This is a genomic window from Mariluticola halotolerans (assembly GCF_021611515.1).
Lineage (GTDB): Bacteria > Pseudomonadota > Alphaproteobacteria > Rhizobiales > Devosiaceae > Mariluticola > Mariluticola halotolerans.
The window spans coordinates 2912595-2927946 of sequence record NZ_CP090960.1; the positions used below are offsets into that span (position 1 = coordinate 2912595).

General features: G+C 59.2%; 16 protein-coding genes and 1 other RNA gene. 6 read left to right on the forward strand and 11 right to left on the reverse strand.

Annotated features, from left to right (window positions below; translation table 11 throughout):
- Nucleotides 1–36 precede the first annotated feature (36 nt).
- From L1P08_RS13900 to tkt, 11 genes are all read right to left on the reverse strand, one after another.
- Nucleotides 37–1062 (reverse strand): peptidoglycan -binding protein, encoded by a 1026-nt coding sequence (locus L1P08_RS13900; RefSeq protein ID WP_303617589.1) that lies wholly within the window; start codon nt 1060–1062, stop codon nt 37–39.
- 10 nt (nt 1063–1072) lie between these two features.
- A complete protein-coding gene (locus tag L1P08_RS13905) occupies nt 1073–2077 on the reverse strand; it encodes a flagellar motor protein MotA (RefSeq protein WP_303617590.1) in 1005 nt (334 codons plus the stop codon).
- A gap of 103 nt (nt 2078–2180) precedes the next feature.
- A complete protein-coding gene (locus L1P08_RS13910; RefSeq protein WP_303617591.1) occupies nt 2181–2972 on the reverse strand; it encodes an inositol monophosphatase family protein in 792 nt (263 codons plus the stop codon).
- A gap of 116 nt (nt 2973–3088) precedes the next feature.
- The gene (gene efp, locus L1P08_RS13915) at nt 3089–3652 is read right to left on the reverse strand and encodes an elongation factor P (protein ID WP_303617592.1); all 564 of its coding nucleotides are present in this window, start codon (nt 3650–3652) and stop codon (nt 3089–3091) included.
- 81 nt (nt 3653–3733) lie between these two features.
- On the reverse strand, nt 3734–4711 hold the full coding sequence (locus tag L1P08_RS13920) for a tetratricopeptide repeat protein (RefSeq protein ID WP_303617593.1): 978 nt from the start codon (nt 4709–4711) through the stop codon (nt 3734–3736).
- Nucleotides 4708–5319: a thiamine phosphate synthase gene (locus L1P08_RS13925; RefSeq protein WP_303617594.1), complete on the reverse strand. Its 612-nt coding sequence runs from the start codon at nt 5317–5319 to the stop codon at nt 4708–4710. Before L1P08_RS13925 ends, L1P08_RS13920 begins: the two co-directional genes overlap by 4 nt.
- A gap of 107 nt (nt 5320–5426) precedes the next feature.
- Nucleotides 5427–6026, reverse strand: coding sequence for an SH3 domain-containing protein (locus tag L1P08_RS13930; protein ID WP_303617595.1), 600 nt, complete (start codon nt 6024–6026; stop codon nt 5427–5429).
- Between the two features lie 17 nt (nt 6027–6043).
- Nucleotides 6044–7246 (reverse strand): phosphoglycerate kinase, encoded by a 1203-nt coding sequence (locus L1P08_RS13935; protein WP_303617596.1) that lies wholly within the window; start codon nt 7244–7246, stop codon nt 6044–6046.
- 19 nt (nt 7247–7265) lie between these two features.
- Nucleotides 7266–7910, reverse strand: coding sequence for a MarC family protein (locus L1P08_RS13940; protein ID WP_303617597.1), 645 nt, complete (start codon nt 7908–7910; stop codon nt 7266–7268).
- Between the two features lie 148 nt (nt 7911–8058).
- Nucleotides 8059–9069 (reverse strand): type I glyceraldehyde-3-phosphate dehydrogenase, encoded by a 1011-nt coding sequence (gene gap, locus L1P08_RS13945; protein ID WP_303617598.1) that lies wholly within the window; start codon nt 9067–9069, stop codon nt 8059–8061.
- A gap of 47 nt (nt 9070–9116) precedes the next feature.
- Nucleotides 9117–11096 (reverse strand): transketolase, encoded by a 1980-nt coding sequence (gene tkt, locus L1P08_RS13950; protein ID WP_303617599.1) that lies wholly within the window; start codon nt 11094–11096, stop codon nt 9117–9119.
- A gap of 213 nt (nt 11097–11309) precedes the next feature.
- On the opposite strand from tkt, the gene L1P08_RS13955 reads away from it, so the two are divergent.
- The 6 genes from L1P08_RS13955 (at nt 11310) to L1P08_RS13980 (ending at nt 15237) form a co-directional block, all read left to right on the forward strand.
- A complete protein-coding gene (locus L1P08_RS13955; protein WP_303617600.1) occupies nt 11310–11591 on the forward strand; it encodes a DUF4164 family protein in 282 nt (93 codons plus the stop codon).
- A 21-nt stretch (nt 11592–11612) separates the two neighbouring features.
- Nucleotides 11613–11993, forward strand: coding sequence for a cell division protein ZapA (locus tag L1P08_RS13960; protein ID WP_303617601.1), 381 nt, complete (start codon nt 11613–11615; stop codon nt 11991–11993).
- A 56-nt stretch (nt 11994–12049) separates the two neighbouring features.
- Nucleotides 12050–12202: non-coding RNA, 6S RNA (ssrS, locus tag L1P08_RS13965), on the forward strand.
- Between the two features lie 23 nt (nt 12203–12225).
- Nucleotides 12226–12804 carry a 5-formyltetrahydrofolate cyclo-ligase gene (locus L1P08_RS13970; protein WP_303617602.1) on the forward strand — a complete coding sequence of 193 codons (579 nt, stop codon included), beginning with the start codon at nt 12226–12228 and terminating at the stop codon, nt 12802–12804.
- Between the two features lie 2 nt (nt 12805–12806).
- Nucleotides 12807–13637, forward strand: a complete 831-nt coding sequence (locus L1P08_RS13975) for a TIGR00282 family metallophosphoesterase (protein WP_303617603.1) — start codon at nt 12807–12809, stop codon at nt 13635–13637.
- 184 nt (nt 13638–13821) lie between these two features.
- Nucleotides 13822–15237 (forward strand): alanine/glycine:cation symporter family protein, encoded by a 1416-nt coding sequence (locus L1P08_RS13980; RefSeq protein ID WP_303617604.1) that lies wholly within the window; start codon nt 13822–13824, stop codon nt 15235–15237.
- Nucleotides 15238–15352 lie beyond the last annotated feature (115 nt).

Here is a 15352-nt window from a genome sequence, read left to right on the forward strand (position 1 = left end):
CGCCGGGGCGGTCTTGCCGTTTGAGGTCCAGTCGGCCTAGCCTTCGGTCAGCTTGAATTCGATGCGGCGGTTGCGGCGATAGGCTTCCTCGCTGTCGCCGGGATCGATCGGGGTGAATTCGCCAAAACCTGCGGCGACCAGCCGGTTGGGCGAGACACCCTGTTCCACCAGATATTTGGCCACCGAAATCGCGCGCGCTGCCGACAATTCCCAGTTTGAGGGGAATTGCGAGGTCGCAATCGGCCGCCGGTCGGTATGGCCATCAATGCGCAAAACCCAGTTGATTTCGGGCGGTATTTCTTGTTCCAGCTGCAACAGGGCCTCGCCCAGTTTGGCAATTTCCTCGCTGCCTTCGGGCGAAATATTGGCCTGACCGGCATTGAACAGCACTTCGGACTGGAAGACGAACCGGTCGCCCACCACGCGCACATCGGAGCGGTCGGCGAGAATTTCGCGCAGACGCCCGAAAAAGTCCGAACGGTAGCGCGACAGGTCCTGCACGCGCTGGGCGAGGGCGAGATTGAGACGGCGGCCAAGATCGGCAATGCGGGTGCGCGATTCCGTGTCGCGGTTCTCCGAGGCTTCCAGCGCCTGTTCCAGCGCGCCGATCTGGGTGCGGAGAGCCGCGAGTTGCTGGTTGAGCAGGGCGACCTGGGCCGCCGCTTCGCTGGAGATTTCCTGCTGGGCGTTCAGTTCAGCGGTCAGCCCTGCAATCTGGGCATCCTTGTCGGCCAGCCCGCCGCCCACGCCACTCATTTGCGCACGCAGGCTGTCCCGTTCCGCCTCTGTCCCGGAAAGCGTGGCGCTGAGGCTGGCGATGGTGGTTTCCAGCTCGTCGGCGTTGGCCCGTTCCAGCTGCAGCAATTCAGTCAGTTCGGCAATCTGGGAATTGAGCCGCGACAGCGCGGTGTCCTTGCCCAGAATTTCCTGCCCGAGAAAGAATTGTGCGAGCACGAAAAGCGAGAGCAGGAACATGATGACGAGCAGAAGGCTCGACAAGGCGTCGACAAAGCCGGGCCAGTAATTTGTGCGTTCGACATTGCGCCGGCCATAGGATGCCATTTGTCAGCCCTTAATGATGCTGGTTTCGGTCGCTATTGTCTTCGCGCAACATGGCTTCCATGAGTTCGCGCAGCTTTTTATTGGTCTCGCCCTGTTCGATGATGTGCTTGCGCAAATCATCCTGTTCGGCACGGATATGCTTGACCAGTCCATCAATGCCGCGAGCCAGCTCAGCCATGGCGCGAATGGCGTTTTGCGACGAGTTCGAGCTTTGCATGGTGGTGCCGAGCCTGTCGAACATGGCCTGCATGTCCGAACCCGAGACGCCAAGGCCGGAGGCCTGCATGGCGGTCATGGGGTGGTCAAGTTCGGTCATCGAGGCCATCCAGTCTTCCAGATCGGTATAGAACGCGTTTTGCGACTGGCCGGTCTGCAGGTCGAGAAAGCCAAGGATCAGCGAGCCTGTGAGGCCGAACAGCGAGGACGAGAAGGCTGTACCCATGCCGCTTAGCGGAGCCTGAAGGCCCTGTTTGAGCGTGCCGAACAAATCGCCGGCATCGCCTGCGGTCACATCCAGACCCTGAATGACGGTGGAGACAGACCCAACGGTCTGTAACAGGCCATAAAAGGTGCCGAGCAGGCCGAGGAAAACCAGAAGGCCGGTCAGATAGCGCGAGGTTTCCTTGGCTTCATCGAGGCGAAAGCCAACAGAATCAAGGATGGAGCGCATGGCCTGCGGGGTGATCACCGCCTCGCCCAGCCGATCCCGCATGATCCCGGCAACGGGCGCCAGCAGAACGGGTGGTTTGTCATTGGCGTCGGGAATGCCGTCCTGCAGCGAGTTGACCCAGCGCACTTCGGGGAACAGGCGGATCACCTGGCGGAAGCTGAGCAGGATGCCAATCGCCAGCACAAACAGGATCAGCCCGTTGATGAAGGGGTTGGACCAGAAGGCCACCAGCAATTGCGGCGACAGGATTACCCCGAGCAACCCCACAAGGATCAGAAATACGACGATCTTGACCAGATAGAGGGTCGGGCTGGCAAGGTGATAGGGATCATAACTATCAGACATGGCGAAACACGCTTCCTCCGGCTGGGTGCAGCACAAGAGTAGTCAGAGCAATCTGGCGTGACAATGGCTATTCAGCCGCTTCCCAAAGGCAAACGGCCTAAAATCAGCCGACGGTGCGGATCGCCTTGTGTAAAGCGGTGTGAATCTGCTCGTTGGCGGCGATGATTTCGCCGTTGACCAGACTGTTCGGTTTGCCGGCGTAATCGCTGTGGAATCCGCCAGCCTCGCGTACCAGCAACATGCCCGCGGCAATATCCCAGGGCTTCAGGCCCGCTTCCCAATAGCCGTCAAACCGTCCGGCGGCCGTCCAGGCAAGGTCGAGCGCCGCAGAACCAGTGCGGCGGATGCCGGCAACAGCGGGGGAGATATGGGCCAGTTGTTTCAGCGTGCGCGCGTCGTCGGCCGTGCCGGTCAGCTTGATGCCGCAGGCGATCACACCATCAGAAAGATTTTTGCGGCCCGCCACGCGCAGACGCTTGTTGTTCATCCATGCACCACCGCCCTTTTCGGCGGTGAACAATTCGTCGGTCACCGGATTATAGACGACACCTGCCACCAGTTCCCCATTGCGCTCCAGCGCAATGGAAACGGCAAACAGGGGGATGGCGTGCAGAAAATTGGTGGTGCCATCGAGCGGATCGACCAGCCAGCGGTGCTGCCCGTCCGTGCCTTTCACCTCGCCGCCTTCTTCCATCAGAAAGGAATAGGTGGGGCGGGCTTTTGTCAGTTCCTCGAAAACCACTTCCTCGGCTTGCCGGTCGGCATTGGAGACGAAATCAGCGGGGCCCTTGCGGCTGACCTGCAGGTTCTCAATCTCGCCGAAATCGCGGGTGAGGGAGCGGCCTGCCTTGTGAGCGGCCTGCACCATGATGTTGAGAAGAGCCGAACGGGCCATGACAATTGCTTTCGGTTGACGAGGGTAAACAAGGCGCGGTGCCGGTGTTCCCGGCAAACCGCCCCATGGTATCTTTCAAATGCAGGCCGGGTTTCCCCCCGGCCCCGCGACAGCTGCTATTCAGCGCGCTTCAGATAGGTGACTTCTTCTGTATCAACGACGATCTTTTCGCCCTGGGACACAAAGGGCGGCACCATGACCTTGACGCCATTCTCCAGAATGGCAGGCTTGAACGAGTTCGCAGCCGTCTGGCCCTTGACCACAGGCTCCGTCTCGGTGATTTCGAGGGTCACCTGGCTGGGCAGTTTCACGCCAAGCGGGGTTTCTTCGTACATTTCCACGGTCACGGTCATGCCGTCCTGCAAAAATGCCACGCGTTCGCCAACGAAATCCTTGGCCAGATTGATCTGCTCGTAGCTTTCCTGATCCATGAATACCAGGCTGTCGCCCTCGGCATAAAGAAACTGGAAGTCTTTTTGCTCAAGCTGCACGCGTTCAACGGTTTCAGCGGAGCGGAAACGCTCGTTGAGCTTGGTGCCGCCAATAATGGCTTTCAGTTCGACCTGAGCGTAAGCGCCGCCCTTGCCGGGTTTGACGTGATCGGTCTTGACCGCCACCCAAAGGCGATCCTGATGCATGATCACATTGCCAATGCGAATTTCGTTGCCGTTGATTTTCATGATTTTCGGACTTTTCCTGCAAACGGCCCGCGCGGGCCAAATCTCTAATTGGCGCGCTTTTGCCTCAGATTGGGCTCTGGTTCAAGGTTTTAGTGATTCTGCGGCCTCTGGCGGCTTGCTCGGCCAGAAGCGGGCGCGCTCTTCGGCGGCTGCAAGATCGCTGGCTGAAATCGAAATCAGCAGCTTGTCGAGGGTGGGGTCAGTCAATCCCTGACGGCGGGCAAGGGACCGCCACATGGCGGCTGTCTGCAAGTCGAGCTCAACGCCCTCACCGGATGCATAAAGCTTGGCCAGACGGTTCTGGGCCACGGGGCTGCCAATATTGGCGGCCCGGTCATACCAGGCAACCGCCTCCTCGATATTTTTCTCCACACCCCGGCCCAGATAGAGCAGGGTGGCGTAATCGACCAATGCCGGCCCATAACCCTGTTGTGCTGCCAGATGGATCTGTTCGGCGCCGGCCTCGGGCATGGGCGGTGTGCCCGCGCCCTCCATCAGTACGACGCCATAATCATATTGCGCCTCGGGTAGCAGGGCTTCGGCCGCTTCTTTCAAAAGGGCGGTGGCCTTTATCAGATTGGGCTCGGCATAGAGCCCTTCCACGTGCAGCAGCGCCAGATTGTATTTGGCTTCGGGATGGCCTTTTTCGGCGGCCTTTTTGAAAAGTTCGGCGGCTTTCTTGCGGTCCTTGGGCACGCCACGACCATTTTGATACATCATGGCCAGTTCAAATGTTCCGGCCGTGTCGCCATTCTTGTCGGCCAGCGCATACCAGCTGGAAGCGCGGGCAGGGTTCTGCGCCACACCCAATCCTTGCGCGTAGATCTCGGCAATCAGGGTCTGGGCCGGGGCGTCATCCTGTTCGGCGCGCGGCAATGCAAGGCTCAGCGCTGTCAGGTAATAACCGCGCTGGAAGGCGCCATAGGCTTCATCAACCGGTTGGCGGGGGCCGAAAATTTCCTCGCTGATGGCCGTTGCGTCAGCCGTGCTCTGGGCATGCGCGAGAACGGGTACACCTAGCACAAGGCCAGCCAGCAGCAGGGCACGGGCAATCTTCATTCGGCGTCTTCGAGCGTTTCAGCGATGGCGGAAAGGGTGGCGGCGGGGCCTTCAGCGGTCAGCCATGTGCTGGGGGCGATGGCCACAAACTCGCATCCTTCCGCATCGACATCGTCAAGGGTTGCATCGGGATTGGAATAGACGGCGGGCACTTCAAAGGTTTCGGACCACCAGCGCGCTTCTTCGCGGGCGGTGGGGTCGCGGTCGCCCTGTCCCTCAATCGGGCCGAAGAACATGTAATCAGCGCCCGCTTCTGCCTTGGTCATGGCGTCATGGCGCGAATGCAGTTCGCCCGCGCCCACGATCATGTCGGGTTTCAGCATTTCGAGCGCTTCGCGAAAGGCATTGATGCCGCTGGTGATATGCACACCGTCGGCACCGATGGATTTGGCAAGGGCGGGCATATTGTCCAGCAGCACGGCGCAGCCGGCGTCCTGGGCGATGGGCAGAATAGCGCGGGCCAGTTCCTCATATTCCTCTTCGCTGCGTTTGCCGCGTGTCAGCAGCAGCGCCGAGACATAGGTGGCATCAATCGCTTCACCAAGCTGTGCCGGGAAGGTTTCGATATCGGCATTCTGGGGCGCGATGAGAAAAATCTGCGTGTTCATGATGTTCCTGAGGGTTCAGCTTTGCGCGTGAAATTTGACGACAAAAAGGACACCGGCGATTTTGCTGCCGGCTGGAAGCCCTTGTCCGCCTGGGCGGACTTTTAAAACTATTGGCTGCAGGGGCTGAAAGTGCCCGCTACATCGGCGCTATCCGTACACAGAATACCGCCCCACTGAAAGCCGGTCTTGCCGTCATACTGAATTTCGAACCAGTCGTATCCATTGAAGGTCACGCCGCTATTGCGCAGCAGTTTGACCGGCTGTCCCTCGGTGAGGCTGTCGGTCTGGTCGAATGTCATCCCCGGTCCGGTGCGTACCTTGCCACCCCAGGATTGCCCGGCAATGTTGAGATCGCCCATTGCGTTCATGCCTTTATCGGGCAGGCAGACCATGGGTTCACTGCCGTTATCCTCGAGGAAGGCGACATGGTCCTTGCCGAAAAAGCGCAAGCCATCTTTCTCGTAAAAGAAATTCTCTTTTCTCCAGTATCCGGGCAGGCTGTCGGTGCGGGCGAGGGAGGGATCAACCATCTCGCCAACGGAGATATCCAACTCGGCCTGATCGGGCGTGGCCGGGTTGATGGCGAAGCTGTAGCTGATATCTCCGGCGACGCAGACGAATGCCGCGGCGTCATCCGCGAGCGCTGGGCCCGTCAGCATGGCTGCCGCCACGAGGGCTAAAGCAAGACGTGGCGGTTGCACGCTCATGGACGCCTCTTTTGGTTTTATGCAGCGGTCAGGGCGGTGATGCCGGGCAATTCCTTGCCTTCCATCCATTCCAGAAATGCCCCGCCAGCGGTTGAGACATAGGTGAAGTCGTCCTTGACCTTTGCGTGGGCGAGAGCGGATACGGTGTCCCCGCCCCCGGCGACCGAAATCAGGTGGCCGTCATGAGTGCGTTTGGCGGCGTGGCGGGCCACTTCCACCGTGCCGGTATCAAAGGGGGGCAGCTCGAATGCACCCAGCGGGCCATTCCAGATCAGGGTCCTGGCTTCGTCGATCGCGCCCTTGATGCGTTCGATCGAGGCGGGGCCGACATCAAGGATCATGCCGTCCGGGTCCATGGCATCAAGGCCATAGTGCCGATGCGGCGCATTGGCCTCGAAGTGCCAGGCGACACAGGCGTCAACCGGCAGAATGATCGAGCAGCGGGCGTCATTGGCCTTTTCCATGATGCGATTGGCGGTTTCCGCCAGATCCTTCTCGCATAGGGAATTGCCCACCCCGATGCCCATGGCATAAAGGAAGGTATTGGCCATGCCGCCGCCAATCACCAGCGCTTCGACCCGGGTGACAAGGTTTTCCAAAAGGTCGATCTTGGAGGACACTTTTGCACCACCGACAAGGGCAATTACCGGCTTTTGCGGCTTGCCGAGACCGGCTTCAAGGGCGGTGAGTTCCGCCTGCATGGCGCGGCCGGCGGCTGCGGGCAGCAAATGGGCCACGGCCTCGGTCGAGGCATGAGCCCGGTGCGCGGCCGAGAAGGCATCATTGACGTAAATATCACCGAGGGAAGCCATGCGTTTGGCCAGTTCGGTGTCATTGGCCTCTTCACCGGGATGGAAGCGGGTGTTCTCAAGAACAAGAACACTGCCGTCTTCGGCCGCTTCAATGGCCTTGGCGGCGGCGCTGACATCGGTCCAGTCGGTGGCCACAAAAATCACCGGGCGGTGCACCAGCGCTTCAACAGCGTCAACGGTCACCTTCAACGACATTTCCGGGTTCACCTTGCCCTTGGGGCGGCCGAAATGGGAGAGCAGGATCGCCTTGCCACCGACCTTGGTGATGTCCCGGAGGGTAGGCACCAGCCGTTCGATCCGGGTGGCGTCGCTGACCTTGCCGTCATTGACCGGGACATTGAGGTCGGCACGCACGAGCACGCGTTTGCCCTTGAGATCGAAATCGTCGAGGGTTTTGAATTTTGCCATAAGAAGGCTCTCCGTTGTTTTAGCCGCCGTTAATCAGAAGGGTTTGGTTGATCCATCCGAGATCGGCAAAGGCGTTCAGGACGGCATCGACAGCAACCGCTGCCAGCACCATGCCCATGACGCGCGAAATGATGCTTTCACCGCCGCTGCCGATAAGCTTGTTGATCGGCGCTGCCGCGAGCATAAACAATAGCGTGATTATCAGCACAGCACCCAGCACTAATGCTGTCACGATCTGATCGGCAACAGAGAAACGGTTATTATCTGTCAGCAGAACAACCGCCAGCAGGGCACCGGGGCCGGCAATCGAGGGCATGGCCAGGGGAAAGACCGCGCTTTGCATATGGTCCTTGGGGATGTCTTCCATCTCACCGGCCGATTTGGGCTGGCCGAAGATCATGGTCAGGGCGAATAGCAGCAATATGATGCCCCCCGCGATCTGGAACGAGACCAGAGAGATATCCATTGCCTCGAGCAGGAACTGACCGAATATCAAAAAGAACAGCAAAACGGCGGCGGCCACAATAATGGCGCGTATCGCGACAGCCCGGCGCTGGGCTGCGGCAAGGCCAGCTGTTGCGGCAATAAATACCGGCACGGTGCCAATGGGGTCAACGACGACCCATAAAGTTACAAAGCTGCGTATTAACTCGCCCAGGTCCATGAATGGGTGACCTTCTGTTGAAAATCCTGCTTAAAGCACGACTATGCCAGAACCTGCCTCAAAGTGAAGCAACAGTTTGTCAAGAATACGCATATTGCGCTCGCGGCAATGGCCGCAAGCGCTTGGAAGTGGCAGGTTAGAGCGGCAATTAGAGCGTTTTGCCAATCACAACGGCTGTGTCTGCCATGCGGTTGGAGAAGCCCCATTCATTGTCGTACCAGCTCATCACATGCACGAACTTGCCGCCAACCACTTTGGTCTGCTGGGCGGCAAAGTTTGATGATGTGGGGTCATGATTGAAATCGGTCGAGACCTTGGCCTCGTCGTCATATTCAAAAATGCCCTTCAAACGGCTGGTGTCGGCAGCGGCCTTGGCGATCTTGTTGATCTCTTCAACACTGGTTTCGCGCTTGGCGAGGAAGGTGAGGTCAACCACCGAGACATTCGGTGTCGGCACGCGAACCGATGCGCCATCCAGCTTGCCTTCAAGTTCAGGCAAAACCAGACCGAGCGCCTTGGCAGCGCCGGTCGAGGTTGGGATCATCGACAAGGCTGCGGCGCGGGCGCGGTAGAGATCCTTGTGCATGGTGTCCAGCGTCGGCTGGTCGCCGGTATAGGAATGCACGGTGGTCATGAAGCCGTATTCAATGCCAACGCCTTCATTGAGCACCTTGGCCAGCGGCGCCAGACAGTTGGTGGTGCACGAACCGTTCGAGATCACCAGGTGATCCTTGGTGATCTGGTCTTCGTTGACGCCCATGACGACGGTGATATCGGCGCCGGATGCCGGGGCAGATACCAGAACGCGCTTGGCGCCGGCCTCGAGATGGAAAGCGGCCTTGTCGCGGGCGGTGAAAATGCCGGTGCATTCCATGGCCACGTCAATGTTCAGCTCAGCCCAGGGCAGTTCCTTGGGGTCGCGGATGGCATAGACCTTCATCGGCCCACGGCCCACGTCAATGGTGTCACCATCGACTTTCACCGTGCCGGGAAACTTGCCGTGAACCGAGTCATAGCGGATCAGATGCGCATTGGTTTCCACCGGACCCAGATCGTTGATCGCGACGACTTCAATGTCAGTGCGGCCGGATTCGATGATGGCGCGCAGGATATTGCGGCCGATGCGGCCAAAGCCATTGATAGCGACGCGAACGGTCATGGTAAGTGCTCCTGAAAATTGGCTAACCGGAAGATTGCGAGTGTTTCTTACAACCGGGACGTGACAGCTTCAACTATTGCCTTGCTGGTGATGTTAAAATGCTCGAACAGCGTGCCGGCCGGTGCGGATGCACCAAAGCTGTCCATGCCGATGAAGACGCCATCTTCACCCATGAACCGTTCCCAGCCCTGCTGCACACCTGCTTCAACCGCAACCCGCAGTTTCGGCGTGCCGATGATCTGTTTGCGATAGGCCTTGTCCTGGGCAAAGAAAAGCTCATGGCAGGGCACGGAGACCACGCGGGCGGAAATACCCTGCTGTTCCAGTTCAGTGCGGGCGGCAACCGCGATCTCGACTTCCGAACCGGAGGCGAAAATGGCCACATCGGCATTGGCGTCACCGGCCAGCAGATAGGCGCCACGGGCACACAGATTGTCTTTTTCAAAGCTGGCGCGCACGGCGGCGACGTTCTGGCGGGTGAGCGCGAGAATGCTCGGGCCTTCGGTGCGTTCCAGCGCCAATTGCCAGCATTCGGCGGTTTCGGTGGCGTCCGCTGGGCGATATACATCGATATTGGGCATGGCGCGCAGCGAGGCGAGGTGCTCGACCGGCTGATGGGTGGGGCCATCTTCGCCCACACCGATGGAATCATGGGTCATCACATGGATGGCGCGAATGCCCATCAAGGCCGCCAGACGGATTGAGGGGCGGCAATAATCGGAGAATACAAAGAAACCGCCGGTATAGGGCAGCAAGCCGCCATGCAGGGCGATGCCGTTGACTGCCGCGGCCATGCCATGCTCACGCACACCGTAATTGATGAAACGGCCATTGCGGTTTTCGGCGCTGAAATCTTCAAAGCCGGAGGTCTTGGTCAGGTTGGACCCGTTAAGGTCAGCGGAGCCGCCCACGGTTTCGGGCAGGATCTTGTTGATCACCTCAAGGGCCATGTTCGAGGCCTTGCGGGTGGCCACAGCCGGCTTGTCCTTGGCCAGTTGTTCCTTGTATTCGGCAATTGCCTCATCAAAGCCGAGCGGCATCTGCCGGGCGATGCGGCGTTTGAAATCCGATGCCTGGTCGGCTTCCAGCGCCTCCAGCTTGGCTTCCCAATCCACCCGCAATTTGGTGGAGCGCAGACCGGCCAGACGCCAGTCGTCCATGATCTGGTTGGGAATGGTGAAGGCCTCGTGGTCCCAATGCAGGTCCTTGCGGGTGCCTTCGGCTTCTTCCGCGCCGTAGGGGCCGCCATGGGCCTTGGGCTTGCCGGCGCGGGTTGGCGCGCCATAGCCAGCGGTCGTCTTGCAGGCGATGAAAGTGGGCAGGTCGCTATCCTGGGCGGCGGCAATTGCCTTGGCCACAGCTTCAGGGTCATGGCCGTCGATCTCGATCGTGTTCCAGCCATAGGCCTTGAAGCGGGCAACCTGATCGGTTGAATCGGCAAGGGAGACATAGCCATCAATGGTGATGTCATTATTGTCCCACAGCACAATCAGCTTGTTCAGCCGCAAATGACCGGCAAGGGCTGCCGCTTCGTGGCTGATGCCTTCCATCAGGCAGCCGTCGCCGACAAGCGCATAGGTGAAATGGTCGACAACGTCGTCGCCGAATTCGGCAGCAAGCTTGGCTTCTGCAATGGCCATGCCCACGGCATTGGCCACGCCCTGGCCGAGCGGGCCGGTTGTGGTTTCAATCCCGGCAGCGTGGCCATATTCGGGATGACCAGCGGTTTTGGAGCCGAGCTGGCGGAAATTCTTTATTTCCTCAATCGTCATGTCTTCATAGCCGAGCAGGTGCAACAGCGCATAAAGCAGCATGGAGCCGTGACCGGCAGAAAGAACAAAACGGTCCCTGTTGGGCCAGTCAGGCGCCTTTGGGTCAAAACGCAGGAACTGGCTGAACAATACCGTGGCGATATCCGCGGCACCAAGGGGCAGGCCAAGGTGCCCGCTTTTTGCCTTTTCTACGGCGTCCAGAGACAAAAAACGAATGGCATTGGCCATAGCAACATGTTTGGCGTGATCGGTCATGGAATTCCGCTTCTCTTAAAGGCTGCTCGACATTTGGTCGGTTCAAATTAACAGGCCAGCTATTGGCTCAAATGCGGGTGTGAGACATAACAGTTCCCGGTGATGAGTCAATCTCGGCAGTGGTTGCCGGGCGCACTATGATGGTTGCCAAGCTGCCTTGGCTTGGGCTTAGGTGGTTTTGAAACGGATTCGAATTGATCCGAAGAGGTTATAATGGGCGAAATCAGCAGTTCAGACAGTTATGAAGTCGCCTCGGAGCGTCTTGATCGCGCTCTGGCGCGGCTTGAAAAGGGGGTCGTCCGCCTTGGCGAGCAGGGGCGATCCCTTGCGGCGGTTGAAAAAGAACGTCAGCAATTGCGCGCAGACCGTAACCGGCTTTCCGCCGATCTTGAACGTGTGCAGCAAAAAGCCGCGCGGTTGGATGAAGGCGCGGCACAGGTCTCCCGCCGATTGGTGGATGCCATGGAAACGGTCAAATCCGTGCTCGCGAAATAGTTGAGGCTGGAGGAGAAACCAATGGCCGAAGTCAGTATCGAGATCAATGGGCGCAAATATCGCATGGCGTGCGAAGACGGGCAGGAGGATCACCTCCAAAGCCTTGGTTTGCGTTTTGACAAGCATGTCAGCAGTTTCAAGGGTGATTTTGGCGAGATTGGCGATAACCGTTTGACGGTTATGGCGGGCATTTCCGTGATGGACAGTCTCGTGGAAGCCGAACGCCGCCTTGAAAGCCTTAAAGCGGAACTGGATGAAATTACCCGTGCCGGGCAGGCGCTGGCGGCGGAAAGCGAAGAGCTGGAAACCCGGTTTGCCAGCCGCATGTCGGAGGCGGCGCGCAAGATTGAACTGGCGGCTTCCGTGATTGAAGCGGCCAATCAGGATGGTGCGGAGAACTAGAATTTCAGATGCTGGCATTTGCCCCTTTGCGCCGGGGCAATGTTAGCACTATATGAGTGTTGCTGCCCGGTGCGTGTAGGATAAGTATTCCCGGGGCCTTATCGATCTTAAGGGAGCTGTGCCTGACCGGACCCGTGGGTTCGGACATACGGTGCCCACCTACTATGTAGGTTCCGGGATCGTCATCCCACGGCCAGGGCGGCACCTAATTGACGAGAACAGGATAAGCCGTTTGGCCGACAATCTGATCGAAGAAGCCAAAGCCGCTCTGCGTGAGCAGGCCCGCCAGCAACGTGCAGCGCTTGGTTCTGCCCTCAGGTCGGAGGCTGTAACCCAGGCCGCCGAACATTTTTTTGCGGATGTGGAGATTGGCGAGGGGCAGATTGTTGCCGCCTACTGGCCCATTCGCGACGAGATTGACTGCAAACCTGTTCTGGCGCGGTTGATGGACAGTTTTCAGCCGGTCTGTCTGCCCGTGATCACCGGCGATGATACCCCGTTGCAGTTCCGGCGCTGGGCGCTGGGCGCGGCGCTTTACGAGGCCGGGTTCGGCACGCTGGCCCCGCCCGATGATGCGCCGGTTGTGGAACCTGATGTGATCATCATTCCCCTGCTTGGTTTCGACCGGGCGGGCACACGGCTCGGCTATGGCAAGGGTCATTACGACCGCACGATTGCCGTAATGCAAAAAAAACCGGTGTTGATCGGCTATGCGTTCGCCGCGCAGGAGCTGGACAGTATTCCGGCCGATGATCATGACGTGCCGCTTGATTATCTGGTGACCGAAACCGGCGTCACACGGTTTTCCTGAGCATGCGGATTTTGTTTCTGGGCGATGTTGTTGGACGGGCTGGCCGCGAGGCGGTCAGCAATCGCCTGCCGGGCCTGATTGATCGGCTGGCGCTCGACTTCGTTATCGTCAATGGTGAGAATGCCAGTCATGGCAAGGGCCTGACGGAAAGCCATTTCAAGGATATCAAGGATGCCGGTGCCGATGTGGTGACCCTTGGCGATCACGCCTGGGATCAGCGCGACACGCTCAGCTATATCGAGCGGGAACCGACGCTGGTACGACCCATCAACATGTCGCCCGATGCGCCGGGACGCGGGGCCATGCTCTGTCATGGCCGCAATGGTCACCGGGTCCTGGTGGTGCAGGGGCAGGGCCGGGTGTTCATGAACCCGGTCGACGATCCCTTCCGGGCCATCGAGACGGCTGTCGACGAATGCCCGCTTGAATTCATTGCGGATGCCATTGTGGTTGATCTGCATGCCGAGGCGACCTCGGAAATGCAGGCGATGGGCCATTTTCTCGATGGCAAGGTCTCGCTGGTTGTGGGCACCCATACCCATATCCCCACATCCGATCACCGTATCCTGTCCGGCGGGACCGGGTTGATGTCGGACGCGGGCATGTGTGGCGATTATGACAGTGTCATCGGAATGGAAGCGGATGAGCCGCTCAACCGGTTCCTGACCGGTATTCCGCGCGGGCGCTTTATTCCCGCCGAGGGGCAGGCCAGCCTGTCGGGCGTTGTCATCGAAACCGATCCGAAAACCGGGCTGTGCACCTATATTGCGCCCTTGCGGGTGGGCGGCAGCCTGAGCGAAACCGTGCCTGATTTCGGTGGTTCTACCGCATAGATTCACACCGGTATTTGCACCGGCTATTCCACAGCATTCCCGAAAAAACTTGCCATCAATGTTTTGATCGGTTCGGATACCGGGCAGGGATGAGCAGGGATTGCAAATCACTGAGCACCTGCTCCTTCAGACGGCGCTGCAGCGCCGGGCCAACGGTTCAATGCCGAAAAGCGGGAGCGGGTTCATGGACGTGATCATCGATTTTCTCAATGATATTTTCTGGGGCTACGTATTGATTTACGGGCTTTTGGCGGTGGGGATATTCTTCACCGTCCGGCTGGGATTTGTGCAATTTGTCCATTTCCCCGAAATGTTCCGGGCAGTCCTGGGCTCGCGTGAGGGCGACAAGGCGGGTATCAGCCCGTTCCAGGCATTGTGCACCAGTCTCGCCTCGCGGGTTGGCACGGGCAATCTGGCCGGTGTGGCCGTCGCGCTTTATCTCGGCGGGCCGGGCGCGATTTTCTGGATGTGGATGGTGGCGCTGGTTGGCATGGCCACGGCTTATGCGGAATCCACCCTGGCGCAGCTCTACAAAACCAAAAACGAGAATGGCGAATATCGTGGCGGGCCGGCTTTTTACATCGCGCGCGGGCTGAATGCGCCCTGGGCGGGGGCGGTTTTCTCGGTCTGTCTGATCCTGGCGTTCGGGCTGGTGTTCAACGCGGTGCAGGCCAATTCGATCGCCGATGCCATGCAGGGCGCTTTTGGTTTCGAGAAAATCTGGGTCGGGATCGCCCTGGCCGCTTTGACCGCTATCGTCATTTTCGGTGGTATCCGGCAGATCGCGCGGGTCGCGGAAATCATCGTGCCGTTCATGGCAGGGCTTTATCTGCTGGTCGCGCTTTATATCGTTGCCATGCACATCACAGAAGTCCCCGGGGTTCTGGCGATGATCGTCAAAAGCGCCTTCGGGTTTGATGCGGCGGCGGGCGGTCTGGTGGCGGCCATGCTCAATGGCGTCAAACGCGGTCTGTTCTCCAATGAGGCCGGCATGGGGTCTGCGCCCAATATTGCCGCCGTTGCCACGCCCAATCCGCACCACCCCTCTTCGCAGGGGTTTGTGCAGGCTTTGGGCGTGTTCATCGACACGCTGCTGATCTGTACGGCGACGGCGCTGATGATCCTGTTGTCCGGTGTCATGGTGCCGGGTTCGGAACTGACGGGCACGCCTTTGACCCAGGCGGCAATGACCGTGCATATCGGCGGAGCCGGGCAATATTTCATTGCCATCGCCATTCTGTTCTTCGCTTTCACCTCGATCATCGGCAATTATTCCTATGCGGAAAATGCCATGACCTTTCTCAAGGCGGGCAATACAACCGGGCTGACCGTTTTGCGGCTCGGGGTTCTGGCAATGGTGGTCTGGGGTGCCTACGAAAGTGTGGCGACCGTCTTCAACGCTGCCGACGCCTCAATGGGGCTGATGGCGACGGTCAACCTGATTGCCATCGTTCTGCTGTCGGGAACCGTCGTCAAGCTGACCCGCGATTACACGGTTCAGCGCAAGGCGGGCCGTACGCCGATCTTTCATGCCGAGGATTATCCCGAGCTTGTTGAACGGATTGACGAGAACATCTGGAACCGGCGCGATCCGGGCTAGATTCTGTGCGTGACGGGCGGGGTTTCGGCCCCGTCCGGCCACTTTTGCGGTGACAGCGGGGCCGCCCATTGCCCAAAAATCCTCTTTCCCCTTTTGACGCCATGGCGAGAGTTAC